The organism is Flaviaestuariibacter flavus (assembly GCF_004337505.1).
In the GTDB taxonomy this organism is placed as follows: Bacteria; Bacteroidota; Bacteroidia; order Chitinophagales; family Chitinophagaceae; genus Flavisolibacter; species Flavisolibacter flavus.
In genome coordinates this window covers 204,811-228,305 of sequence record NZ_SJZI01000002.1, presented here as the reverse complement: position 1 = coordinate 228,305, position 23,495 = coordinate 204,811, and the positions used below count along the sequence as shown (strand labels likewise).

Genomic DNA, 23,495 nt, shown 5'->3' with positions numbered 1-23,495 from the left:
ATGGAAGATCGAAACGCGCAACTGGCGCCGAACGTATATATTCTCGACACCGCCTTTTACATGCCTCAGCTGGGGCGCTACCGGCGCATCTGGCTTTACCTGCCGCCCGAATACCACAGCACCGAAAAAAGCTTCCCCGTGCTGTACATGCACGACGGGCAGAACCTGTTTGAAGAGTGGAGTGCTTTCGGCGAGGAATGGCAGGTAGACGAAACAATCGACGAACACGAGCGCAAGTGTATCGTGGTGGGCATCGACAATGGTGGCGAGCATCGCCTGCGCGAATACAAGCTGCACGACGACCCGGAGTTCGGCAAAGGAGAGGGGCGCCCTTACCTCGAATTCCTGACGCAGACACTAAAGCCATTCATCGATGGCACCTATCGTACCAAGCCGGGCCGCGAGCATACCTGGATCGCCGGCTCCTCGATGGGCGGCCTCATTTCCTATTACGCCGCGCTGCTGCACCCCGAGGTGTATGCCAAGGCCGGCATCTTTTCGCCTTCTTTCTGGCTGCAGGATGATATTGCAGAACAGACGGACCGCCTGATTGGAAAGTCCAGGCTGCCACAGCAACTGTATTTCTACGGGGGCGAAAAAGAAGGCGCGCAGATGACGGAGCGGATACGCGCCATCACCGCGCTGCTGCACCGCGAGCACCGCTTCGACATTCAGGAGAACTATAATCCGGAAGGTGAGCACAGCGAGGCCGCCTGGCGCGAGTCGTTCCGCGACTTCTACCACTGGCTGTGGCGGCGGCCGGCGCGGATCGTGATCTAGGGCGTGAATCGTGAATGCTGACGCCTGTATACGAAGAAAGGATGCCTGAGGCATCCTTTCTCAATTACCGCACAGCGCGGATTCACGATTCCCGACCTCAATCCACCTTCGTGATCTTCACCACATTGGTGGGCAGGTGCAGGTGCACGGGCGTAGAGCCGGTGTTCACCACCACATCGCCCGACTTCAGGAAGCCGCGCTCCTGGAGGATGTCGATCTGGTCGTTGATGATATCGTCGAGGCTGTCTTCCTCATCGTAAAAGAAGGCACGCACGCCCCAGCTGAGCGACAACTGGTTTACGAGCGAACGCTCCTTGGTAAAAACGTAAAGCGGCGACTTCGGGCGGTAGGAGCTCAGCATAAATCCGGTGTAACCGCTTTGGGTCATCCCGATCAGCGCGTCGGCCTTCACATCGGAAGCAAGCTTACAGGCATTGTAGCACACGGCATCGCTGTGGAAGGAGGGGGAGTGGGGCTGGGGCTGCAGGAACTCCTCGCGGTCGTACTGGTACTCGGTGCGCTCTACTTCCATGATGATCTTGCGCATCGTTTCCACCACAAGCTTCGGGTGGTTGCCGGTGGCGGTTTCGCCCGAAAGCATCACGGCATCGGCACCTTCGAGTACAGCGTTGGCGACGTCGGTAATCTCCGAGCGGTTGGGCTTACTGCGGTCGATCATCGATTCCATCATCTGCGTAGCCACAATCACCGGCTTGGCGCGGTGCAGGCACTTCTGAATCAGCTGGCGCTGGATCAGCGGGATCTGCTCCACCGGCAGCTCTACGCCCAGGTCGCCGCGGGCGATCATGATGGCGTCGGACTCCACGATGATGTCGCGGATATTATTGAGTGCCTCCGGCTTTTCGATCTTGGCAATGATTTTCGTTTTGCTCTTGCGCTCCTGGAGCTTGTTACGCAGGATAATGATATCCTTCACGCTGCGCACAAAGGAAAGCGCCACCCAGTCGAGCTCCTGGTCGATGATGAACTCGAGGTCAACGAGGTCTTTATCGGTGATCGCGGGCAGCGAGATCTTCGTGTCGGGGAGGTTAACGCCCTTCTTGCTCGAAAGGAATCCACCCAGCACTACTTCCACCTGCACATCGTTGTTACGCAGGACATTCGACACCTTCACCTCGATCTTACCGTCGTCGATCATGATGGTATTGCCCACTTTTACGTCGGCATGGAGGTTCGGGTAAGAAACATAGATGCGTTCCTTGTTTCCCACGAGTTTTTCATTGGTGAAGGTCAGGATATCGCCGGGGCGAACGTCCATGCCGCCGTTCTCCATCTCGCCCACACGAAGCTTCGGTCCCTGCAGGTCGCCGAGAATGGCGATGTTGTAAGGCTCCGTCTTGTTGATCTGGCGGATGTACTCGATGATCTTGGCCTTGTCTTCGTGGGTTCCGTGCGAGAAGTTGAGCCGGAATACGTTGACGCCGCACTTCACGAGGTCGAGCAGCTTTTCATAAGTGTCACAGGCCGGGCCCACCGTTGCTACGATCTTGGTACGGTGGTGGGTGTGCTGGATGCCGGCGGTGCGGTCCATGGATTTGTGGTAGTACTTACCTACGTTTTTGCTCATAATATTTTCAATTTGCAAATCTCAGATCGCTGATCGGCAAAAAGATCCGGGACCTGAGATCCGGGATCGGAGATTAGCTAGCGAGGATTTTCACGATTTTCATCCACTCCTGCCCGATGGTACCTTTTTTCTTGTGCACCTGGTTGAGTGGAACGTAGTTCATCCGGTTGTTGAGGATGCCCACGAATACGTTGTGACGGCCTTCGAGGAGGCATTCCACGGCGTGGTAGCCCATGCGGCTGGCGATGAGGCGGTCCATCGAGCTCGGGGCGCCACCGCGCTGGATATGCCCCAGGATGCACACCCGGGTTTCGGCGTTCGGGAGTTCCTGCTTGATTACCTCGGCCACCTTGTTGGCGCCGCCGAATTCGTCGCCCTCGGCCACCACGATGATGTTCACGAGCTTCTTGCGGCGCTCCTTTTCCTTGAGGGAGGCCACCACTGCCTTGATATCGGTTTTCTGCTCCGGCACGAGGATATGCTCGGCGCCGGTGCCGATGCCGCTGTAAAGGGCGATGTAACCGGCGTCGCGGCCCATCACTTCCACAATAAAGAGACGGTCGTGAGCGTCGGCAGTGTCGCGGATCTTGTCGATCGCTTCAATCGCCGTATTCACCGCCGTATCAAATCCGATCGTAAAGTCGGTGCCGAAAATGTCCTTGTCGATAGTGCCGGCAAGACCGATACAGGGGATATCGTATTCGTTGGAAAACTCCACCGCGCCGCGGAAGGAGCCGTCGCCGCCGATGATCACGAGGCCGTCGATGCCATGGCTTCCCAGCACCTCGTAGGCCTGCTTGCGGCCTTCGGGGGTATGAAAGACCTTGCAGCGGGCCGTTTTCAGGATGGTGCCCCCGCGCTGGATAATATTGGCCACGGAGCGGCTTTCCATCTTGAAGATATCATTCTCGATAAGGCCCTGGTAGCCCCGCATAATGCCATATACCTCGAGTCCATAATAAATACCCGTGCGCACTACGGCGCGGATGGCGGCATTCATACCCGGCGAATCGCCTCCGGATGTGAGGACGCCAATACGGGAAACTTTTTTTTCCATTCAATTCAATCTTTCAGTTCATATACAGCAGCAATCGGAACGGTAAGGGTCAAATGTAAGGCTTTGCCGGAAATGTGTCTTTAATACACAGCCGAAAGGCCCTGAACGCCCGGTGGGAAGGTAACGCGTTTTAACATGATCTTCAGGATGGCATTATTTTCGTCCCGGATGGGGTAGCTAACCTTTAAAACCCCGCACATGAAGCGTCTCTACCCCGGCTTCGCCCTTATCGTCCTGTTTGCCTCCTGTTCCAAGAAAGAAATTGCAGCGCCCCAAACATCCCCGGCTGTAGCAGCTATTTCCCAAATCGCGGCCACGGCGCGCCCGGTCGTCACGACCTGGGAACGCCCGATGGAATGGTCGCGCACGACCGCACCCGACGGCAGTACCCGCTACTCCAGCGAGCGCACTGTTCCTGCACTCAGCCCGGAGCTTGCTGAAAACGGCCTCGTGCTCACCTTTGTTACCGGCTATAACCTGGAAACCCCGGCCCTGGAGAAACCCATGGGCCTGCCGTTCCAGTTCTATTCCCTTTCCGGGCGGTCAGACCGCCCCCTGCTGTGGGAGCAGGGCATACGCCCCGGCGCCCTGTCGCTTTCCGTGACCGTCCCGGCCGCCGATGCCGGCCAGTTCGAAAGCGGGAGCAGCCGTATCCAGGTGCGCCATATCCTGCTGTCGCCAACCGCGATCGCTGCCACCGGCCGCACCGCGGAAGAGCTCCGGAACCTGTCTTTCCGTGACCTGGCCGCACTGCTGGGTATCGCCCGCTGAGGCGCTTATCTTTGGCGGATGCGCAGCATCCTGATCACCGGCGCCAACGGCTTTGTCGGCAGTTACCTGGAGCGTCGTGGCAGTGCCCGGAACGAAATCATAGCCACCGGCAGCGGCGCCGCACGCATCGCCTTCGGACCCGACACGGTTTATGAAAGCACCGACATCACCGACCCGTCAGCCGTAAAAGACTTATTGGCCCGCCACCAGCCCGCGGTCATCGTACATGCGGCGGCCATTTCGCAACCCGACCTTTGCGAAAAAGACCCGGCACTGGCCGACCGCGTGAATATTGACGGTACCCGCAACCTCCTCGAAGCCGTCGCGGGCAGCGACGCACATTTTATTTTCCTGTCTACCGACTTTGTATTTGACGGAAAGCGCGGGCTGTACCGCGAAGAAGATCCCGTAGGCCCGGTCAATTATTACGGGGAAACCAAGCTGGCGGCCGAGCGGCTCGTTCGGCAATACCCCGGGCTCTGGAGCATCGCGCGGACGGTGCTGGTATACGGCGATCCCTGCGGCGCCCGCGGCAACCTGCTGACGATGGTGGCCGGTGCGCTCCGCGAAGGGCGGGCGCTGCGCATATTCAACGACCAGCTGCGCACCCCCACATTCGTTGAAGACCTGGCCGACGGCATCCTGGCTATCATCGACCGCCGCGCCGGGGGCACCTGGCATCTTTCAGGAGAAGACGTGCGTACGCCTTACGAAATGGCGATGGAAACCGCGCAGCTGCTTGAGCTTGACGCATCGCTCATCACGCCCATCACCGGGCGGGATATGAAAGAGCTGGCCAGGCGGCCGCAGAAAACGGGGTTTGATATTTCAAAAGCAAAAAAGGAACTGGCTTACGCACCGACTTCCTTTGCGGAGGGGCTTGCCCGGACCTTTTGCATGGAAAAAGAACGCTGATTCCGCAGGCGGAATACGCCGATTGGTTTTGATTAACGCTGATGTTGGTACCGGTATCTGCGTACATCATAACAGATCATAAAAAATCTGCGGTCTTTCTCTCCCGGTCACGAATACATCAGCACGTTCACGCTCCGCTGCAGGATGTTGAACGCGATTTCCGCCATCAGGTTTTCTTTGTCGAGCGTCGGGTTTACCTCGGTAAGCTCAAAGCAGCACACCTTCCGGTTTTGCATGAACTTACTCACGAGGTCTTCTGCTTCGCGCTCCTTGAGCCCGTTGCTTACCGGGGTGCCGGTGCCTTTGGAAATGGAGGAGTCAAGTGAGTCTACGTCGAAGGAAACATAGATATCGGTGCAATCGGAAAGGTAACGCGTGACCGCACGGACGATATTTTCCGGGCCTTTGCTGCGCACCTCCTTGGTGCTGATCACCTTGATGCCGTATTTATCGATCAGCGCTTTTTCTTCCTTTTCAAAATCACGCAGGGCGATCAGCACAATGTCTTCGGGCAGCACCTTCGGCGCGATCTTGCCCAGGTTCTTGAGCCCGTTCCAGATCTTGGTGGTTTCCGGGTCGAGGTCGTGCACCGAGCTTTCCGTATTGTCTTCGTTGATGGAGAGCGCGAGCGGCATGCCATGCATATTGCCGGAAGGCGTCGTATAGGGAGTATGCAGGTCGGCGTGCGCGTCGATCCAGATCACGCCCAGCTTGGCCTTTGGCTTTGCCATGCGGATGCCCGCAATCGTGGCGCCGGCAATGCTGTGGTCGCCGCTGAGCACCACGGGAAAGAAGTTGCTCTTCATGGTATCGCACACCGCCTTGCTCACCTTGTCGTACATCGATGCAATCCCCTTGATGCGCTTGGCGTAGGGCGATTCGATGGGCTCGTACAAAAGTTTATTTTCTACCGGGATCCGGTCGGAAGGAAAATGAATAAAGAAGTTGCTCATGAAGTCGAGCGCGGCAATCTTGATCGCTTCAATGCCCAGCGATGCGCCGCGCGTACCCGCCCCGATCTCGGACGGAACTTCAATCAGCTTAATGTTTTTCATGCAATCGTTTTTCGTCAGATCATGCGCACAGGGTCCGTTTCAGCGCACCGAAAATACAGATAGGATCTCAGATCTCGGATCTCTGATCGCTGATTTGATACACGGTAAACAAAAATGTCTGATCGGCATCAGCCAGATCAGACATCAGAGAGATCGAGATCCGAGATATTATTCGTGTGCTGCCAGCACCGGCACCGTGCTGCTGAACACCAGCTTCTTGGTGTGGTTGGGGTTGAACAGCTTGTCGATAAAGGAGTGCGAGCGCGGGATCGTGATCACCATATCGATCTGCTTGTCGGAAACGAACTGGTTGATCGTTTCGTGGAAATCGTAGGTGCCGATGAAGTAGAACTCGGGATTGAACTCGTTGAAGAGCGCCTTCATCCGCGACTTCTGCTCGAGGTAGTGCTCGTCGAGCGATACATAATGCTCGCTGTTTACGTTCACAATGTGGAGCGCCGGGCGGAACAGCTCCAGCACCTGGCGGATGGGCCCCACGGGTGTGCTGAGGTCAACATCCCGGAAGTCGGAGGTGAGGGCCACATTACGGATCTGCTTGAACTCGGCCTGCGGCGGAATCACCATAACGGGGCAGGGGTTCTTATCCACGAGCTTCAGTGTATTGCTGGTGAGGAAGATCTGCTCCAGCTTGCTTTTACCGGTAAGCCCCATTACAATCAGCGAGGCCGCCCAATGGCGGGCAAAGCGGGAAAGCGACTCAGGGAAATCCGAGCCGGGCTCGGCATGACAGGCGAGGGTGATTGCGCCGGCGGCGTCGAGCTCACTCTTCATTTGCTCGAGACGGAAATAGGCTTCTTCTTCCTCGCTGGCCTTCTCGTACATGTGGTAGAGCACCAGGCTTACTCCGGAAATGCCCGAAAGCATGTTGATGGCGTAGCGGGCGGTGGCAAGGGCGTTGTCGGAAAAATCGACAGGGACGATCACGGTTTTCATGTGCAGCATATTTGGTAGGTCGTAAAGTATAAAAAGATAGGCAAAATTCGCAAAAGTTCGCGAGGTACTTATCATTTTTTATTTACATATAACAGTATTCTGGCTACCTGTTTTGTTTCCGCCGGGAAGACCGGTCTCCGGCGGCGCTCCACATACCATGAAAAATGCCCGCGGCTGCGGGCATTTTTGCAAAACGGTGGAAAGACACAATACAAGGTGGCTGAATAGCCGGTTGTTTCCGGCCGGCTATTCGTGCGCTGTCACTACCGGGACCGTGCTGTTCAGCGCCAGCTTCTTGGCGCTGTTGTGGTGAAACAGCTTCGACACGCCCGTATGCTTGTGCGGGATGATGATCACCATGTCGATGGCATGGTCGGTCACGAACTGGTTGATCGACTCATTGAATTCGTACAGGTTCATAAAGTGAAATTCCGGGTCGAAATCCCCGAAAAGCTCCTCCATTCTTTGCTTTTGCTTCTGTACTTCCTCGTCAACGGTGATATACATGTCGCTGTTTACATTGACCACGTGCAGCCGGGCCTGGAACAGTTCCAGCACCTGGCGGATCGGCCCGAAAGGCACCGTCACGTCCACGTTATGAAAGTCCGATGTGAGCGCGATATTATAGATCCGGTGAAATTCCATTCCGGGAGGAAGGATCATTACCGGGCAGGCATTATTGTCGACCACATCGAGGATGTTGCCGGTCAGCAGCAGCTTCTGCTTCCGCTCGGGACCGGTAAAGCCCATGATGATGAGACTGGCCGAACAGTGACGCGCAAAACGGGTGAGCGCCTCCGGAAAATTGGAGCCCGGCTCGGTATGGCAGCCGACCTTCAACCCGCTTTGTTCCGCAATTTCAGCCTTGAGTGTGTCCAGCAGCACCTCCGGTGTTTCGTGGGTGCCGGGATGTAACATATGATACAAAGTGATGGTTACCCCAGGCAATCCCGAAAATAATCGGGCAGAGTAACGCGCCGTTTCGTACGATGTCTCCGAGAAGTCTATCGGAATTAGAATGTTTTTCATGATTGGCTTTTTTGATTGGATTTTTGACAGGTTTTTTTGCTTTCAAGTTACAACATCATAATGGCGAGCAAATGTTATAATTAAGCGTTTACACTTACTGCTGAGCGGTATTTTGAGACGGGCGGCAAGCCCATCCGTGGGAATATAGATTAGAGGCGCTCTAATGTCGGCGAAAACGTGGCGGGCGGCAGGGACAAACGGCCCGTTTGGCCCCGTTCCGTTATATTTGTCAACTTAATTTGCTGAAGAGTGCGACTAAAATCCCTGGAAATCAAAGGATTCAAATCCTTTGCGGATAAGACGATTGTCAATTTTGACGAGAACATCACCGGCATTGTCGGGCCAAACGGCTGCGGCAAATCCAATATCGTGGACTCGATCCGCTGGGTGATCGGCGAGCAGAAGATCTCGCACCTTCGTTCCGAAAACCTCGAGGCCCTGGTGTTCAACGGCTCCAAGACGCGCTCGGCTTCCGGCCTTGCCGAAGTGAGCCTCACCTTCGAAAACACGAAGAACCTGCTCCCGACCGAGTTCAACACCGTTACCATCACCCGTAAATTCTACAAAAGCGGCGAGAGCGAATACCGCCTCAATGATGTTTCCTGCCGCCTGAAGGATATCCAGAACCTGTTCATGGACACGGGCGTCTCCACCGACTCCTACGCCATCATCGAGCTCGGCATGGTGGACGACCTGATCAAGGACAAGGACAACTCACGCCGCCGCATGCTCGAGCAGGCCGCCGGCATTTCGATCTATAAGACCCGTAAGAAGGAAGCCAAACAAAAGCTGGACGCCACCGAGCAGGATCTCAACCGCATTGAAGACCTCCTGTTCGAGATCAACAACCAGTTGAAGACCCTGGAAAACCAGGCGAAAAAGGCCGAAAAATATTACGAGATCAAGAAAGACTACCGCGAGCTTTCGGTGGAGCTGGCCAAGGCCGCCCTCGAAGGCTTTAACCTGGCCTTCCGCGACCTCAACGAAAAGCACGAGGCCGAAACCGACAAGCGCATCGCCCTCGAAGCCGACATCGCCACCCGCGAAGCCGGCCTGGAGCAGGAGCGCGTAGACTTCATCGAGCGCGAGCGCGAGCTGCACAGCCTCCAGCAGCAATTCAACGAGCTGGTGCAGCAGGTGCGGACCAAGGAGAACGAAAAGAACCTGTCGGCACAGCGCCTTGAGCACCTGCGCGAGCGCGCCACCGGCCTGGAAAGCTTCCTGCAGCGTGCCGGCGGGCAGATATCCGGCATCGAGGAAAGCATCCAGTTTACCACCCGGCAGATCGGCGACGAAGAGGAGGCCCTGCAGAACCTGGCAGCCCAGCTCGAAGAATACCGGACAAGCGTGGACGCGAGCCGTGGCATCCTCGATGAAAAACGAGCTGCCCTCAACAACCTGCGCACGGCCTACCAGCAGGTGCAGCGCTCGCAGTTTGACGCGGAGAAAAAAGTCGCCATCGCCGATACCTCCATCCAGAACCTCCAGCGCGCTATTTACCAGCTTGAGGAAGAGCGCGCCGGCCGCGACGAACAGATCGCCCAGCTGGAAGGGGAGAAGGAGCAGCGCCAGAAGGAGCTTGACCAGCGCAAAGCCGACCTGGAGGGCCTGCAGCAGCATCATAACAATACCAAGGAGCAGATCCTGAAAACCCAGCAGGTGCTGGAAGGCCTGCGCAGCGAACTCGCCGAAGAGCAGCGCAAGCTGGACTCGAAAAAGAACGAGCACGCCCTGCTGAAGAGCCTCATCGACTCGATGGAAGGCTATCCCGAAAGCATCAAGTTCCTGCACAAAAATCCCAACTGGAACCACAGCGCACCCATTCTTTCCGATATCATTTACGTAAAAGAAGAATACCGCGCCGCCGTGGAAAACGTGCTGGAGCCCTACCTCAACTACTATGTCGTAAACGACCTGCAGGAAGGCCTCCAGGCCGTGCACCTGCTCGACAACAATAAGAAAGGAAAGGCCAACTTCTTCCTGCTCGACCGCGTAAATGAATCCGGCGGAACGGGCCACGGTGCGCCCGCCGGCACCATCCCGGCCATGGATGTGATCGAGGTGGACGCGCAATACCGCGCACTGGCCGCACACCTGCTGGGCAATGTCTTCATCGCTTCCGACGAGTCGGCCCTGGAGCAAAGCAACGGTTCGGTCATCCTCGAGAAATCGGGTAAATACGTAAAAGGAAAATTCACGCTCACCGGCGGATCGGTAGGTCTTTTTGAAGGCAAGAAGATCGGCCGCGCCAAGAACCTCGAGAAACTCGCCAAGGACATCGTGGCCCAGCAGGCTGTGGTGGACGGCCTCCGGGCACAGATCCAGGAACGCCAGAACGAGGTGGTGGCCTTCAATGCCGATCTCCGCGAAAACGTGATCCGCGATACGGAGCGGGAGATCCAGCAGCTAACCAACCAATTGTTTGCCGTGCAGAACCGCCTTGAGAACACGCAGCACGCGCAAAGCACCAGCCGCGTGCGTCTCGAAGACCTGCAGGGGCAGCTCGACACCACCCACCAATCCGTTGACGGCGTGCGTAACGAACTTGCCGAGCTCAATGAGCACATGTCGGACTACGCCAACCAGCTCCAGGAAGCGGAAACGGCGTACCGCGATATCGAGAACGAATACAACAACGTCAACACCCAGTATAACAACGCCAACCTCAACGTCACGCGCCAGCAGAGCAAGATCTCGGCCCTGAAGCAGGAGCTGCAGTTCAAGAGCAACCAGCTGCAGGACCTGCATACGCAGGTGCAGAACAGCACGACGCAGCTTGCCGAAACCACCGGCCAGCTGACCGGGCTGGAAACGAGCCTCAAAGACACCGAGGAAACACTATACGAGCTGATGCGCCGCCGCGAGGCCGAAGAGCAATCGCTCAACGAAAAAGACCAGGCTTATTACAATATCCGCAACCAGCTGTCGGCAAAGGAGAGCGAGCTTCGGAGCATCGTAAAGGAAAAAGAGCAGATCGAGCAGCTGCTGAGCGCCATGAAGGACAAGCTCACCGATGTGAAGCTGCAGCTGGCAGGGATGAAGGAGCGCCTCAACGTCGAATTCCGCATCAACCTCGAAGATATCATTGACGAGCCGCGCAGCACCGAAACACCCGTGGAGGAGCTGCAGGAAAAGGCCGACCGCATGAAGAAGCGTCTCGAGAACCTTGGCGAGGTAAACCCCACGGCCATTGAGGCTTTTGACGAGATGAAAAAGCGCTACGATTTTATCGTGGAGCAAAAAGACGACCTCGTGAGCGCGAAGGACAGCCTGCTGCAAACGATCGCCGAGGTAGAGACGACGGCCAACCAGAAGTTCCTCGACACTTTCAACATGGTACGCGAGAACTTCATCCGCGTGTTCAAAACACTCTTTACTGAAGACGACCAGTGCGACCTCATCCTGGAAAACCCCGACAACCTCGCGGAGACGGGCATCGACATCATGGCAAAGCCCAAAGGCAAGCGCCCGAGCTCGATCGGCCAGCTGTCGGGCGGTGAGCGGACGCTCACGGCGACGGCGCTGCTCTTTGCCATCTACCTGATCAAGCCGGCGCCCTTCTGTATCCTCGATGAGGTGGACGCCCCGCTCGACGATGCCAACGTGGGCAAGTTCACCAACATGATCCGCGAGTTCTCCAACAACTCGCAGTTCATCATCGTAACGCACAACAAGACCACCATGAGCACCGTGGACGTGATCTACGGCGTAACGATGCAGGAGCCCGGCGTGAGCAAGCTGGTGCCGGTAGACTTCCGCAGTGTGGCCGCCGTCACAAATTAATTATCCAGGCGATTTTGAATCCAGGGCGCCCCGCATTCGCGGGGCGTTTTGTATTTTTCAGGTTACCAAAGCCCAACGCATGAAAAAGTTATTGCCGCTCCTGTTGCTCTTTGTTGCCGGAAAAGCCCGTGCGCAAATGCCCGATAACGCCGGCTGGTGCCCGCCCGGCGCCACCTGGACCTATCAATACAATTCAATGCAGCTGGCGAACTACTATGTATTCCGCTACGTGGGTGATACCACCATCGAGGGGCTTTTATCCAAGGTGCTGTCGGTAACGAATGTGGCGTACGGATACCTGGGTCCCAACGGGCAGGGGTATGTAAGCGGCGCCTCCTACAAGGGCAGCGAATACTACCGTCAGTCTGGCGATTCCATTTTCTGGTGGGCGGGCGGACAGTTCCGGCTGATCTACCGGCTTCATTCCCAGCCGGGCGAATCCTGGGTAACCCGAAACCCGAGGGAGACCTGTACCGGCTACCCGCAATACCCGGCGCAGGATACGATCAAGGTGCGGTCGGTGCGCAAAGACACGATCAACGGGCGCATTTACGACGTGGCCACAATGCGCAGTGATTCCGGATATTATATTCTCGGTTATGGAGGCCGCACTCCGGACCAGTTTCGTGGCGAAATCAACAGTGGTATCGGCTCGCTCCAAACCCCTTACCCGATGCTGAGTGAAGAAAAGTGCGCGATGCTGGCGACAGGCGGCGGCCCCATTACCGACGCAGCCAAGTTTTTACGCCTTACCTGCTATTCGGACAATATCCGCGGAACGGTACCGGTAGTTAACGGCGCCGCACAGGACTGCGCCTATATCGCCGCACTGGCAACTTCTGTTTCGTCCGTTACCCTGAAGGAGCTCGGGATCCGCAGCTGGCCCAACCCGGCAGGCGACGCGGTGTACCTCCAGGGCGTTCCAACGCGCGCAAATTATTACCTGGTGACTATCGACGGTAGAACGGTCCGTTCCGGCACGCTCCAAAACGGTCCGCTTCAGCTCATTGGACTTGCGCCCGGCGTCTACCTGCTGCAGGTGCAGGCCCGCGACAAACGAGCCGTGCTGAAGCTGGTTAAGCGATAAATTCGCGCATGCGCACCATCGCCCTGCTCTTCTTCTCGAACATCTTCATGACCTTTGCCTGGTATTATCACCTGAAAGACCGCGGTATGCCGCTCTGGAAGGCCATCCTGATCAGCTGGGGTATCGCTTTCTTTGAATATTGCCTCACCGTGCCCGCCAACCGGATGGGGGCGGGCGACGGCATCAACCTGTTTCAGCTCAAAATGATCCAGGAGGTCATCACCCTGGTCATCTTCTGCGGCTTTGCGGTTTGGGTAATGAAAGAGCCGTTTCATTGGCGCTACCTGGTTTCTTTTTGCTTCCTGCTGGCAGCTGCCTATTTCATGTTTAAGAAATAGGCTTCGGCTGCGCCCGGCCGGGCCGGTTTTTAGGCCGGCAGTAGCATTGTCATCCTGAGCGCAGCGCAGCCAAACGATGCAACGCTTTGTTAAGAACAGCCCTCTATTTCTTGGCGCCGGGCTTCCGGCTTAAATTTGATTTCCATGAAAATATTCCTCCTGTCTCTATTTGCAGCGATAACGCTTGCCGCCGGCGCCCAGGAGCGTCCCGAAGGCCTCTTCATTAACTCGAAGGCACCGGATATCAGCGGCAAAGACCAGAACGGCAACAACGTCAGCCTGAAAGACCTGCGCAAGAAAGGTCCGGTAGTAGTAGTGTTTTACCGCGGGAACTGGTGCCCGTACTGCAATAAGGAACTGAAAAACCTTCAGGACTCGCTGCAGCTGCTCACGGAGAAAAAAGCGACCGTGATCGCCATTTCACCCGAAGCTTCCGAAGGCGTCCAGGAAACTGTAAAAAAGACCGGCGCCGGTTTTTCCATCCTGAGCGATGCCGATGCGAAGCTGGCAAAGGCTTACCAGGTGGCCTACACCGTAGATGAGCGCATGGTGAAGCGTCTTCAGGCCTCGCAGATCGATCTCGTAAAGATCAACAACACCAAAGAAGCGCCGGTGCTCCCGGTTCCAGCAGTATATATCATCAACCGCGACGGCACCATTACATACCGTTATTTCAATGAGAATTACCGCGAGCGCCCGTCGGTGCGCGTATTGCTGGAAAATATCCGATGAGCCGCGAAACGTATTTTAAAGCATCACTCGATACAACCGCTAAGGTGACCACGATACTGGTCACCTTGCTGTTTGCGGCGGTTGCCTGGATCACGCTCGACGTTGTGGGCAGAGCTCAAAAAGCCCCGATGGTGGCGCTGCCCGCACTGGTGCTGGTCTACGGGATCTCATTCGCGCTGAGCCCGCGCGGCTACCTGGTGAGCGAAGATGCCGTGACGGTGTTGCAACGCTTTGGCAAAAAGCGACTGCCGCGTGCTTCAATTGAACGTGCCGAACCCGTTGCCCGGGAAGACCTTCTGTGGACGATCCGGACCTTCGGCGTCGGCGGGCTTTTTGGTTATTATGGAAAGTTTGCCAACCGGAAGCTTGGTTCCATGAGCTGGTACCTCACCCGGCGCGACAAAGCCGTATTATTACGGATGAAGGATGGAAGAAATATCCTCCTGAGTCCCGACGACCAGCAGGAGTTCATCAATGCGATCGCTTACTAGTCTTTTTTCGCCGGAACCAGCTTCCCGATCTTGCCACCACCGCCTGCAAAATAGACCGCTGTTCCTTTCTTTGCTTTGCGGCAAACATGAAATCCTTCTTTCGAAATCCAGGTCCAGTTACGGCCACCGTCGCTCGAATAGTCCACGCCGTTGAGCCCGCAGGTCACCAGGTCCCTTTTCGACAGGTATTCCACGCAGCTGCGGTAGCCGTGGGGAGCTGTTTCGGGCGCCTTCCAGGTCTTTCCGCGGTTCGTGGTGTAAAAGCAGTTGAGCGAATCGGAAGCCGCTTTGGTAAAGTCGCCACCGACGACTACGAAGTTTTTGCCGCCTTTGCGCGTATTGACGTCCTGCACCGCGATCGAGTTGGCACCGGTGCTTTCAAGTCCCTGGGTGATGGGCAGACGAATGGCCTGGTCCCGGATAAAGACCCGCGAGCTGCGGCCTCCGGTGATGAGCACCGCTTCGTCGCGGTCGAGCACGCGCACGTTGGTGCCGGAGGATGCAAACATCGCTTCGCCGCTGTCCACCTCCGGGCGGCCCTGCGCCGGCACTTCCTGCCAGCTGTCGCCTTCGTCGAAGGTGCGCGCCACGAAGAGGCGGCCACCGATCGGGTCGCCCACCACGATGCCGGCCTGCTCGTTCCAGAATTCAAGCGCATCGAGAAACATGCCCTGCCTGTTGCTTTCGTACACGACCTTCCAGGTTTCGCCGCCGTCGATCGTTTTCAGAATATATGCCGGTGAATCCACCGCGATGATGACGGCCTTGGTAATCGAAAAGGCTTCGATATCGCGGAAGTCGCGCTTCTCAAAGCCCTTTACCACCGACCACTTCCAGGTTTTTCCGCCGTCGGTGGTGCGCCCGATGGTACCGCCCGATCCGCTCACCCAGGCAATATTGTCATCCACGACGCTGAGGCCCCGGATCGAGGTTTTGGTTCCTTTCGTCAGCACGTCGACTTTAGGCTGGGCGGAGCACAGGGAGGTCAAACAAAGTGTAAGCAGCAGCAGGGTGAGGATTCGCAACATGCGCTAAAGATAACTTTTTGCGCATGCGTCGGCCGGCTGTGGCCGAATACAATTTCTTTTCGCAACCTTTGCCGCCCAACCACCTGAACGTCAAACTGTGCTTATGAACCCGATGTCCCTTTCCACGCAGTTGCGGCCGCGACCTGCGCAGCTGATTCTCCTGCTGGCCGTGTTGCAGGCCTATTGCGCTACCTTCCTGCTGCAACGCGAAGGCTTTCACCGGATCAACAGCCTGCTGTTTTTCGGTGCCGGCATCGCGATCACCTTCCTGATCCTGAAGGTTCCCGGCATTGCGTATAGCCCGAAGCCGGTGCTCAACCGGGGCCGCGGCCTGCGCTTCCTGGGCCTGGCGCTCCTGCTTCCCGTGTCGGTTTTCGTTGCCCGGAAGATCATGGCGGGAACGCCGGTAAGCATCGAACACGCCGATATGCTTCCGATCATCCAGGTGCAGGGCAACCGTTTCCTGGACGGCAATTTCACGCAGATCTACGACCCGATACCGGAATTCTGGGGCGGCATCCAGCCCATTTACCTGCCAGCATTCTGGATCCCGCACGTTTACGCTACCGTGCTTGGATTCGACATTCGTTGGATCACCTTCACCGGCATCTGGGCCTGTGTTGCACTCTGCCTGTGGCCCGGTCATGCGCGCCGGATCGTTACGAGCGTGGTGCTGGTGTTCGGCCTGCTGATGGTACTCAACTGGCTGCATTTTGAAAAAACGAACAATGTGATCCGGCTCACCGAGGAAGGCGTCGTGTATTTCTACTATACGCTGCTGGCCGTTGCAATTATGCGTGGCAACCCGTACTTCATCGGTTTCTGCGCCGCGCTCTGCTTCCTGAGCCGGTATTCGGCGATCGGCTGGTTTCCTTTCGCAATCATTTACCTCCTGCTGCAGAAGAAATATGATTTCCTCTGGCGTTTCTGCGCCGCAGGCGCCATCACGGCATTTTTCCTGCTTTACCCGGTAGGCTTCAAGCCACTCCTGGTGCACCTGAACCTGCCGGATCAATACGTGAGCCACGCGCAGAACGTATGGAAACAGAATCCCGAATATTTCCAGGGCCTGGGCATGAGCAAGTTTTTTGGTGCCGGTGGCGTCAGCCTCAATCATGCCTTGCTGAAATGGGGCACTTTCCTGGTGCCGCTTGGATTCCTGTTTTATGTACGCCGCCGAAGAATTTCGCACAACATGGCACTCCTGGCGGGACTTCAGCTGAGCATCACCTTCTTTTACAATTTCATCGACGTACCCTATCTCTACCTGTTTTATACACCGGTGTTTGTAAGCCTCGCCATCGGTGCCTGGCTGCACGGCTACGGCACCGACCGGCTCGCCGCCGAGGCGTTGCCTGAAAGCGCCGAATCGCCCAAAAGCCTACATTTGTAGCCTTACCAACCAAGTATATATGGCACCCGTTAACCGCAATATTCTAACGCTCGACGAGTTTACCCTTCAATCGATCCGCACCCTTCCCAATGCCACGGGCGAGCTGTCGACGCTGCTGCGCGACATCGGACTGGCGGCCAAGCGGGTCAACGTGGAGGTAAACAAAGCGGGCCTGGTAGACATCCTCGGCGATGCGGGCGCGGTGAATGTACAGGGCGAAGAAGTAAAGAAGCTGGATGTGTATGCCAACAACCAGTTCTGGGGCGTACTGCAACGCGGCGTTTCCTGCGCGGGCTTTGCCTCCGAGGAGCTCGACGAATTCGTAGCCTTCGACGACGAAGTGAGCATGAACTCGAAATATGTATGCCTTTTCGATCCCCTCGACGGCTCGGGCAATATCGATGTGAATGTTTCCATCGGCACCATCTTCAGCATTTATCGCCGCGTGTCGCCGAAGGGTACGCCGGTGACGCTCGAAGACTTCCTGCAGCCCGGTAACAAGCAGGTGGCGGCCGGCTACGTGGTGTACGGCTCTTCTACGATGCTGGTATACGCCACCCGCCGCGGGGTCAACGGCTTCACACTCGACCCGTCGATCGGCGAGTTTTGCCTCAGCCATCCGGATATCCAATGCCCACCGGTGGGCAAGATCTACTCAGTAAACCACGGCAACTTTTTCCAGTACGACGAGCCGGTGCGCAAGTACATCAACCAGTGCCAGAACAAGACGAAGGATAACGGCGGCCCCTACACCCAGCGCTATATCGGGTCGATGGTAGCCGATGTGCACCGCAACCTGATCAAAGGCGGCATCTTCATGTACCCCGGCACCACCGACAAGCCGAAAGGCAAGCTGCGCCTGCTCTACGAGTGCAACCCCTTTGCCTTCATCACCGAAGTGGCCGGCGGCACCGCCACCAACGGCAAGCAGCGCATACTCGACGTGGTACCCACCGAGCTGCACCAGCGCTCGCCCTTCTTTGTCGGCAGCAAAAGCATGATGGAAGACCTGGAAGCCTGCCTGAGAACGGAAACAGAGAAAGTGGGTTAAGTAGAAGAAGGTTCGGAACCGCGAAGAAAATAAGAAAAGAAGCTGATACGCTAAGAAAGGTTCCCGGGTTCTGGGGTTCTGAGGTTCTGAGGTTGGGTCTAATTGCAAAAGTTAGTCAAATGATTTAGGAAGGTCCCGCTGCAGGCGGGACCTTTTCCATTCTGTTCCTTAGCGAAACGCTTCTTCAACTTCTTTTCTTTGCGGTGAAAAACCTTCTTTTCCTTATCTACCTTTACCCGCATGAACAAGATCATCGAGGTGCGCGACCTGGTAAAGAACTATGGATCCTTCCAGGCGGTGAAGGGCCTTAGTTTCGATGTGTATGAAGGGGAGATCTTCGGGCTCCTGGGGCCGAACGGCGCCGGCAAGAGCACAACCCTCGAGATCATCGAGACCCTGCGCCCGAAGACCTCCGGCACCGTTACCGTGGCGGGCCTGGACCTCGACCGCCAGCCGAACGAGATCAAGAAGATCATCGGGGTGCAGCTGCAAACCAGCGGCTTTTATCCCAACCTCAGTCTCACCAACCTGGTGTCGCTGTTCAACGGGTTGTACAACAAAAGCGTGGACCCGCTGGAGCTGCTTGACAGCGTCAACCTGCGCGACAAGGCAAAGGCGAAATTCAAGGAGCTGAGCGGCGGGCAAAAGCAGCGCTTTTCCATTGCCACCACGCTGATCAACGATCCGAAGATCATTTTTCTCGACGAGCCTACCACCGGCCTCGACCCGCAGGCAAGACGCAACCTCTGGGACCTGGTACGCAGCATCCGCGACCGCGGTACAACCGTGATCCTGACCACGCATTATATGGACGAAGCCGAATACCTCTGCGATCGCGTGGCGATTGTGGAAGCCGGCCAGATCGTGGCCCTTTCCTCACCCGACCAGCTCATCGATCAACTGGTGGAGTCGGGCTTCGAGCGGCAAAAGGAAGTGAAAAAGGCCAACCTGGAGGACGTTTTCATTCACCTCACCGGTCGCTCGCTGCGCGAATGAATCCGGAAATGAAATACTTTTCCGGTCCGCGTTTTACCGGAATTTAAAATCATACATCTAACACCTTTTTTATGAGCTTATTCGATCGCCTGCAGGGCGCCAAATCTGAAAAAATAAACGCCGAGAAAGAAGCCGGCGCAAGCTTCCTGAAAGAAAACAAGCAAAACGAAGGCATCACCGAGCTGCCCTCCGGCATTCAGTACCAGGTGCTGCAGGAAGGCACCGGCAACAAGCCCGAGCTGCGCAGCGAGATCAAGGCGCATTACGCCGGCCGCCTGCTCAGCGGAAAGGAGTTCGACTCATCGTACCGCCGCAACCAGCCCTTCACGGCACGACTGACGCAGCTGATCAAAGGCTGGCAGGAAGTGCTGCCCCTGATGCCGGAAGGCAGCAAATGGCGCCTCTGGATTCCGTCGGATCTCGCATACGGAGACAATGGTGTTCCCGGCATCCCCGGTGGCGCTACCCTTGAGTTCGACGTGGAGTTGCTGCAGATCCTGCGCTGACCGCTTCTTACATTCACCCGTAGTTATACAACAAGCCATGGAAACGAGCACGGACCTTCGCTACCCGGTCGGCAAATACGAGCCGAAGCCTTTCTCGACCAACCAGAAAGAGGAGTGGATCGCAGATATCAAATTCCTGCCCAACCTGCTGGAGGCGGCAATCAGCAATCTCGACGGGGCGCAGCTGCAGACGCCTTACCGCGAAGGCGGCTGGACCGTGCACCAGGTGGTGCATCATGTGGCCGACAGCCATATGAACGCTTATATCCGCTTCAAGCTGGGCATGACCGAGGAAAACCCGACCATCAAGCCTTACGAAGAAAAAGATTGGGCGGTGCTCGAAGACGTGCGCCAGCTGCCGGTGAATATTTCAATTACCCTGCTCTTTGCCCTGCACGAGCGCTGGACCGTATTCCTCAAATCAATTCCGGACGAAGCCTGGGAAACGCGCACCGTGTTTCACCCGGAGCACCAGCAAAAGTTGACCCTTTGGTTCCTGCTGGGCATGTATGCCTGGCACAGCCGGCACCATACAGCGCATATCACCGCGTTGCGGGAACGGATGGGATGGTAGGGAAGAGGTTCCGGGGTTGTTGGAATAGCATTTAAATCTTGTATCCGAATTTTTGAATTGTGCTCATGGAGAAATGGAAAGTACTCGAGTCGACCTATTTGCATAAAGAGCCCTGGCTCACCATCCGCAAGGACCGTTGCGAGACGCCCGGCGGCAAGCCGATACCGGCGTTTTACATAAACGAATATCCCGATTGGGTGAATGCATTCTGCATCACCAAAGAAGGCAAAGTGCTGCTGGTGCAGCAATACCGGCATGGCATCGGCACCATCGAAACCGAGCTGCCTGGAGGTGTTTCCGAAAAAGGCGAATCGATGGAGGAAGCCTGCCGCCGCGAGGTGTTTGAAGAAACAGGCTACACCTTTGAAAGCTGGAAATGCCTGGGCAAGGTGAGCGCCAACCCGTCGACCACCACCAACTTCACGCATTTTTTCCTGGCTACAGGAGGTGTAAAAACCGGCGAGCAAAACCTCGACGAGTCCGAAGAACTGGAAGTGCTGGAGGTGAGCATGGACGAAGTCAAAGCCCTCGTGCGCGGGAACAAAATGATGCAAAGCCTGCACGTCAACGCGGTGTTCTACGCCCTGATGGAGCTCGGGGAGATTAGGTTTTGATCATGCTTTTGTAAAACGTGCGCGGTCTACCTCAGCCACGAGAAAGATGCTCCCGCAAACAAGCACCAGGTCGTCCGGGGCTGCCGCCGACAAAGCGGCTTCGATCGCATCATCGACGTGTTCGAAGGCATCACCCTGCAGCCCTTCCGACGCGGCTGATGCCTGCAGCTCCGATACCGGCAGGGCCCTGGGGATATGCGCCTGCGTGAAATAATACCGGTCCGCGGACGGCAGCAGGGGCAGGATCGTTTCCGCTTCTTTGTCGCGCACCATGCCAAACACCAGGTGCAGGCGGTAATAACGCAGCGTCCGCAACTGGCGGCGCACCTGCTCCAGCCCGTCTTTATTGTGGGCCACGTCAAGCACCAGCAGGGGCTCCTGGCGCAACTGCTCCCAGCGTCCCATTAATCCCGTCAGTCGCTTTACCTGGCTGAAGCCTCCCTGTATCGCTGCATCACTGATCGTGAAGCCCTGTCGCCGCAGCTCCTGCAGCGCTGTCCATGCCGTGCGGGCATTCTCCTCCTGGTAAACCCCGGTGAGATCGAGGCTGAGCGTTGCCACTTCATCGGCGTAGCGGTCATAGATCTCGATATCACGGGTGGCGCCTGCTTCTCCAACCGTGCGCACCCCCCAGCGATGGCCCGCGATCAGGGCCGGTGCCTCCAGCTCACGGGCACGGCCGGCGATCACTTCAGACGACGCGCCCTGCCACTGGCCGATCACCACCGGCACCCCTTTCTTGATAATACCCGCTTTCTCCGCCGCGATGGCTTCAAGCGTATCGCCCAGCAGGTTCATATGATCCCAGCCGATATTGGTAATAACCGAGAGTAAAGGGGTGATAATATTGGTGCTGTCGATACGCCCGCCGAGTCCCACTTCAATCACGGCAATGTCTACCTCCTGCTCCGCAAACCAGCTGAAGGCCATGGCTACAGTGATCTCAAAAAACGACGGCTGTATGGTTTCAATCAGCGAACGAACGCGTTCTGTAAAACCGATCACAAACGGCTCGGATACCATCTCCCCGTTGATACGGATACGCTCGCGGAAGTCGTATAAATGCGGTGATGTGTACAAGCCGGTTTTGTAGCCCGCTTCCTGGAGCACCGCGGCGAGCATATGACTGACCGATCCCTTTCCATTGGTGCCACCGACGTGGATGCTTCGAAACCGGTTCTGCGGGTTGCCGAGCGCGGCGCACAGCGCCAGTGTATTGGTCAGGTCTTTCCGGAAAGCTGCGGGGCCCACCCGGTGAAACATCGGTAATTGCGCAAAAAGATAGTCGAGCGTTTCAGCGTAAGTCATGCTGCCGCTAAGGTAGGAACGTGAAGCGTCAATCCTTTGATGTCGTACGAAGCGACAGCCTTTGGCCGGCATTGCGAGCAGCGCGAAGCAACATCCTGATTCACGCAGGGTGGTCGTAGCCGGCAGAATTTGCGAGTTGAAGTTTTTTCGCGCATGTACCCTTCCTCAGGCCATGGAGTTTGCTTCGCTGCGCCCGCAATGACGCTGCGCGTCGCCTTGCACGCAGTGAATTCCCGATTCCCGAATTAGTTCCCTACCGTAAAACTAAATTGAATATCCTGGCGAAAGCCGCCGTCGATCTTGGGGAAGCGGAGCTCGCGGGCACGCTGCAGGGCGATCTGTGCCTGGCGGCTGGAGCGCGGGAGCGTGGAGCCGCGCGGGTTGTAAACTGCCGACACGAGCTGTCCCGCGGCGCTCACCGTAACATCGAGCACCACCTTTCCGCTTTCGCGGAAGTCGTCCTGCATCGTCTGTGTCGGCATCGAGATCACCTGGGCACCGAGGCGGCGGGGAGTGCCGGTATAGGCTTTGCCGTTCGGGTCTCCGCCGGGGCGGCCCTGGTCGCCGTTGCCACCTGCTATGCCTTCGTTGGAGCCGGGCTTATACGTATCGGCGCCATTGCCCCCGGTGCCGGTGCCACCGGCAATCTGGCCCATCACGGCCTTGGGTCGCGGCGCGGGTGGGGCCGGTGTCGGCTTGATGGCGGGGGTAGGCTTCACAGCATTATCGTCATTGATTTTTGTCGCGTTCGGACGGGCGGCCACCGGGTTTTTGATGACGGGCGCGTCGGAAGGGGCATTGTCATCGGTTTCCACCAGCTTCGCGTCGCTGTTGCTGGCCACTGCCTGCGGGGGGGTATAGGAGGCCGCAGCGGCAGGCGAAGGGTCGCCCGGCAACTGGGGCTGGTCGGTGCCGGAGCCCTGGTCGCCATTACCGAGGTTCACTTCGATATACTCTTCCGCAACCGGCTGGCTGATAGTAGGAATGGGCCAGCGCAGCAGGATGAAAAGTAAAAGCAGGCCGCCGCCGACCCCGAGCGTGAGCAGGAGGGCATTGCGCTTGCGTTGCTGATCGAGTTGAAGGTTCATGGCAAATGCGTTCTGCATACAAATCTATTGCTTGCGGGGTTTGACCGGATAACGGTGGAAAAGTTAACCAAATTGCCCGCGCCCGGAGATTTCGCGCGGGCGTTTTAACAATTAGTAAACGCGCTGGTAAAATTCGTAAAGGAGGTTGCGTACCCAGGCGATTCCTCGCCGCCCGTCACTGCGATGGGGACTCGCAAATTCAAGGACCATCAGGAGGCAACACCGATGAAACTGTGTAACTGAAAGCGCGCATTGGAGCCTTGCCGGGAAACGAAAATGCAAGGTACCGGTACAGATCCGGCTTGCAAGGGTCCGGAAGGTCCTTGCAGGAGTACAAATCCGGCTTGCAAGCTACCG

Annotated in this window: 22 protein-coding genes; 14 read left to right on the top strand and 8 right to left on the bottom strand. The window is 56.9% G+C overall.

The window, feature by feature from the left end:
* Window positions 1-780: an alpha/beta hydrolase gene (locus EPD60_RS01685; protein ID WP_131446198.1), complete on the top strand. Its 780-nt coding sequence runs from the start codon at window positions 1-3 to the stop codon at window positions 778-780.
* Between the two features lie 97 nt (window positions 781-877).
* Here the strand turns inward: EPD60_RS01685 and pyk are convergent, their stop codons facing one another.
* Both pyk and pfkA read right to left on the bottom strand, forming a co-directional pair.
* On the bottom strand, window positions 878-2,368 hold the full coding sequence (gene pyk / locus EPD60_RS01680) for a pyruvate kinase (protein WP_131446196.1): 1,491 nt from the start codon (window positions 2,366-2,368) through the stop codon (window positions 878-880).
* Window positions 2,369-2,441: 73 nt separating this feature from the next.
* Window positions 2,442-3,425: a 6-phosphofructokinase gene (gene pfkA, locus EPD60_RS01675; RefSeq protein ID WP_131446194.1), complete on the bottom strand. Its 984-nt coding sequence runs from the start codon at window positions 3,423-3,425 to the stop codon at window positions 2,442-2,444.
* Between the two features lie 198 nt (window positions 3,426-3,623).
* Here pfkA and EPD60_RS01670 point away from each other — a divergent pair, with 198 nt between their 5' ends.
* Both EPD60_RS01670 and EPD60_RS01665 read left to right on the top strand, forming a co-directional pair.
* Window positions 3,624-4,196 (top strand): hypothetical protein, encoded by a 573-nt coding sequence (locus tag EPD60_RS01670; RefSeq protein WP_131446192.1) that lies wholly within the window; start codon window positions 3,624-3,626, stop codon window positions 4,194-4,196.
* A gap of 18 nt (window positions 4,197-4,214) precedes the next feature.
* The gene (locus EPD60_RS01665) at window positions 4,215-5,111 is read left to right on the top strand and encodes an SDR family oxidoreductase (protein WP_131446190.1); all 897 of its coding nucleotides are present in this window, start codon (window positions 4,215-4,217) and stop codon (window positions 5,109-5,111) included.
* 107 nt (window positions 5,112-5,218) lie between these two features.
* On the opposite strand, the gene EPD60_RS01660 is transcribed toward EPD60_RS01665, so the two are convergent.
* From EPD60_RS01660 to EPD60_RS01650, 3 genes are all read right to left on the bottom strand, one after another.
* Window positions 5,219-6,166 carry an arginase gene (locus EPD60_RS01660; RefSeq protein ID WP_131446188.1) on the bottom strand — a complete coding sequence of 316 codons (948 nt, stop codon included), beginning with the start codon at window positions 6,164-6,166 and terminating at the stop codon, window positions 5,219-5,221.
* A gap of 168 nt (window positions 6,167-6,334) precedes the next feature.
* A complete protein-coding gene (locus tag EPD60_RS01655) occupies window positions 6,335-7,120 on the bottom strand; it encodes a universal stress protein (protein ID WP_165871367.1) in 786 nt (261 codons plus the stop codon).
* Window positions 7,121-7,366: 246 nt separating this feature from the next.
* Window positions 7,367-8,149: a universal stress protein gene (locus tag EPD60_RS01650; RefSeq protein ID WP_131446184.1), complete on the bottom strand. Its 783-nt coding sequence runs from the start codon at window positions 8,147-8,149 to the stop codon at window positions 7,367-7,369.
* A 249-nt stretch (window positions 8,150-8,398) separates the two neighbouring features.
* Here EPD60_RS01650 and smc point away from each other — a divergent pair, with 249 nt between their 5' ends.
* The 5 genes from smc (at window position 8,399) to EPD60_RS01625 (ending at window position 14,580) form a co-directional block, all read left to right on the top strand.
* Window positions 8,399-11,932, top strand: a complete 3,534-nt coding sequence (gene smc / locus EPD60_RS01645) for a chromosome segregation protein SMC (RefSeq protein ID WP_131446182.1) — start codon at window positions 8,399-8,401, stop codon at window positions 11,930-11,932.
* 79 nt (window positions 11,933-12,011) lie between these two features.
* Window positions 12,012-13,019: a T9SS type A sorting domain-containing protein gene (locus tag EPD60_RS01640; RefSeq protein ID WP_131446180.1), complete on the top strand. Its 1,008-nt coding sequence runs from the start codon at window positions 12,012-12,014 to the stop codon at window positions 13,017-13,019.
* Window positions 13,020-13,027: 8 nt separating this feature from the next.
* Window positions 13,028-13,357: a DMT family protein gene (locus EPD60_RS01635; protein WP_131446178.1), complete on the top strand. Its 330-nt coding sequence runs from the start codon at window positions 13,028-13,030 to the stop codon at window positions 13,355-13,357.
* A 144-nt stretch (window positions 13,358-13,501) separates the two neighbouring features.
* Window positions 13,502-14,089: a peroxiredoxin family protein gene (locus EPD60_RS01630; protein WP_131446176.1), complete on the top strand. Its 588-nt coding sequence runs from the start codon at window positions 13,502-13,504 to the stop codon at window positions 14,087-14,089.
* Window positions 14,086-14,580, top strand: coding sequence for a PH domain-containing protein (locus tag EPD60_RS01625; RefSeq protein WP_131446174.1), 495 nt, complete (start codon window positions 14,086-14,088; stop codon window positions 14,578-14,580). Before EPD60_RS01630 ends, EPD60_RS01625 begins: the two co-directional genes overlap by 4 nt.
* Here EPD60_RS01625 and EPD60_RS01620 read toward each other — a convergent pair.
* Window positions 14,577-15,608, bottom strand: coding sequence for a sialidase family protein (locus tag EPD60_RS01620; RefSeq protein WP_131446172.1), 1,032 nt, complete (start codon window positions 15,606-15,608; stop codon window positions 14,577-14,579). The genes EPD60_RS01625 and EPD60_RS01620 overlap by 4 nt on opposite strands.
* 103 nt (window positions 15,609-15,711) lie before the next feature.
* Here EPD60_RS01620 and EPD60_RS01615 point away from each other — a divergent pair, with 103 nt between their 5' ends.
* The 6 genes from EPD60_RS01615 to EPD60_RS01590 all read left to right on the top strand — a co-directional run bounded on the left by EPD60_RS01615 (window position 15,712) and on the right by EPD60_RS01590 (window position 20,742).
* On the top strand, window positions 15,712-17,001 hold the full coding sequence (locus EPD60_RS01615) for a hypothetical protein (protein ID WP_131446170.1): 1,290 nt from the start codon (window positions 15,712-15,714) through the stop codon (window positions 16,999-17,001).
* Window positions 17,002-17,020: 19 nt separating this feature from the next.
* Window positions 17,021-18,052: a class 1 fructose-bisphosphatase gene (gene fbp / locus EPD60_RS01610; RefSeq protein ID WP_131446168.1), complete on the top strand. Its 1,032-nt coding sequence runs from the start codon at window positions 17,021-17,023 to the stop codon at window positions 18,050-18,052.
* Between the two features lie 240 nt (window positions 18,053-18,292).
* Window positions 18,293-19,048, top strand: a complete 756-nt coding sequence (locus EPD60_RS01605; protein WP_131446166.1) for an ABC transporter ATP-binding protein — start codon at window positions 18,293-18,295, stop codon at window positions 19,046-19,048.
* Window positions 19,049-19,119: 71 nt separating this feature from the next.
* A complete protein-coding gene (locus tag EPD60_RS01600; RefSeq protein ID WP_131446163.1) occupies window positions 19,120-19,554 on the top strand; it encodes an FKBP-type peptidyl-prolyl cis-trans isomerase in 435 nt (144 codons plus the stop codon).
* Window positions 19,555-19,591: 37 nt separating this feature from the next.
* Complete coding sequence (locus EPD60_RS01595; RefSeq protein ID WP_131446161.1) at window positions 19,592-20,128, top strand: YfiT family bacillithiol transferase; 537 nt, start codon at window positions 19,592-19,594, stop codon at window positions 20,126-20,128.
* A gap of 65 nt (window positions 20,129-20,193) precedes the next feature.
* Entirely contained in the window at window positions 20,194-20,742 is a 549-nt protein-coding gene (locus EPD60_RS01590) for an NUDIX hydrolase (protein ID WP_131446159.1), read from the top strand.
* Here the strand turns inward: EPD60_RS01590 and EPD60_RS01585 are convergent, their stop codons facing one another.
* Together EPD60_RS01585 and EPD60_RS01580 are read right to left on the bottom strand one after the other, a co-directional pair.
* Window positions 20,743-22,050 carry a bifunctional folylpolyglutamate synthase/dihydrofolate synthase gene (locus EPD60_RS01585; RefSeq protein WP_131446157.1) on the bottom strand — a complete coding sequence of 436 codons (1,308 nt, stop codon included), beginning with the start codon at window positions 22,048-22,050 and terminating at the stop codon, window positions 20,743-20,745.
* 245 nt (window positions 22,051-22,295) lie between these two features.
* Window positions 22,296-23,156, bottom strand: a complete 861-nt coding sequence (locus EPD60_RS01580; RefSeq protein WP_131446155.1) for a hypothetical protein — start codon at window positions 23,154-23,156, stop codon at window positions 22,296-22,298.
* Between the last annotated feature and the right edge of the window lie 339 nt (window positions 23,157-23,495).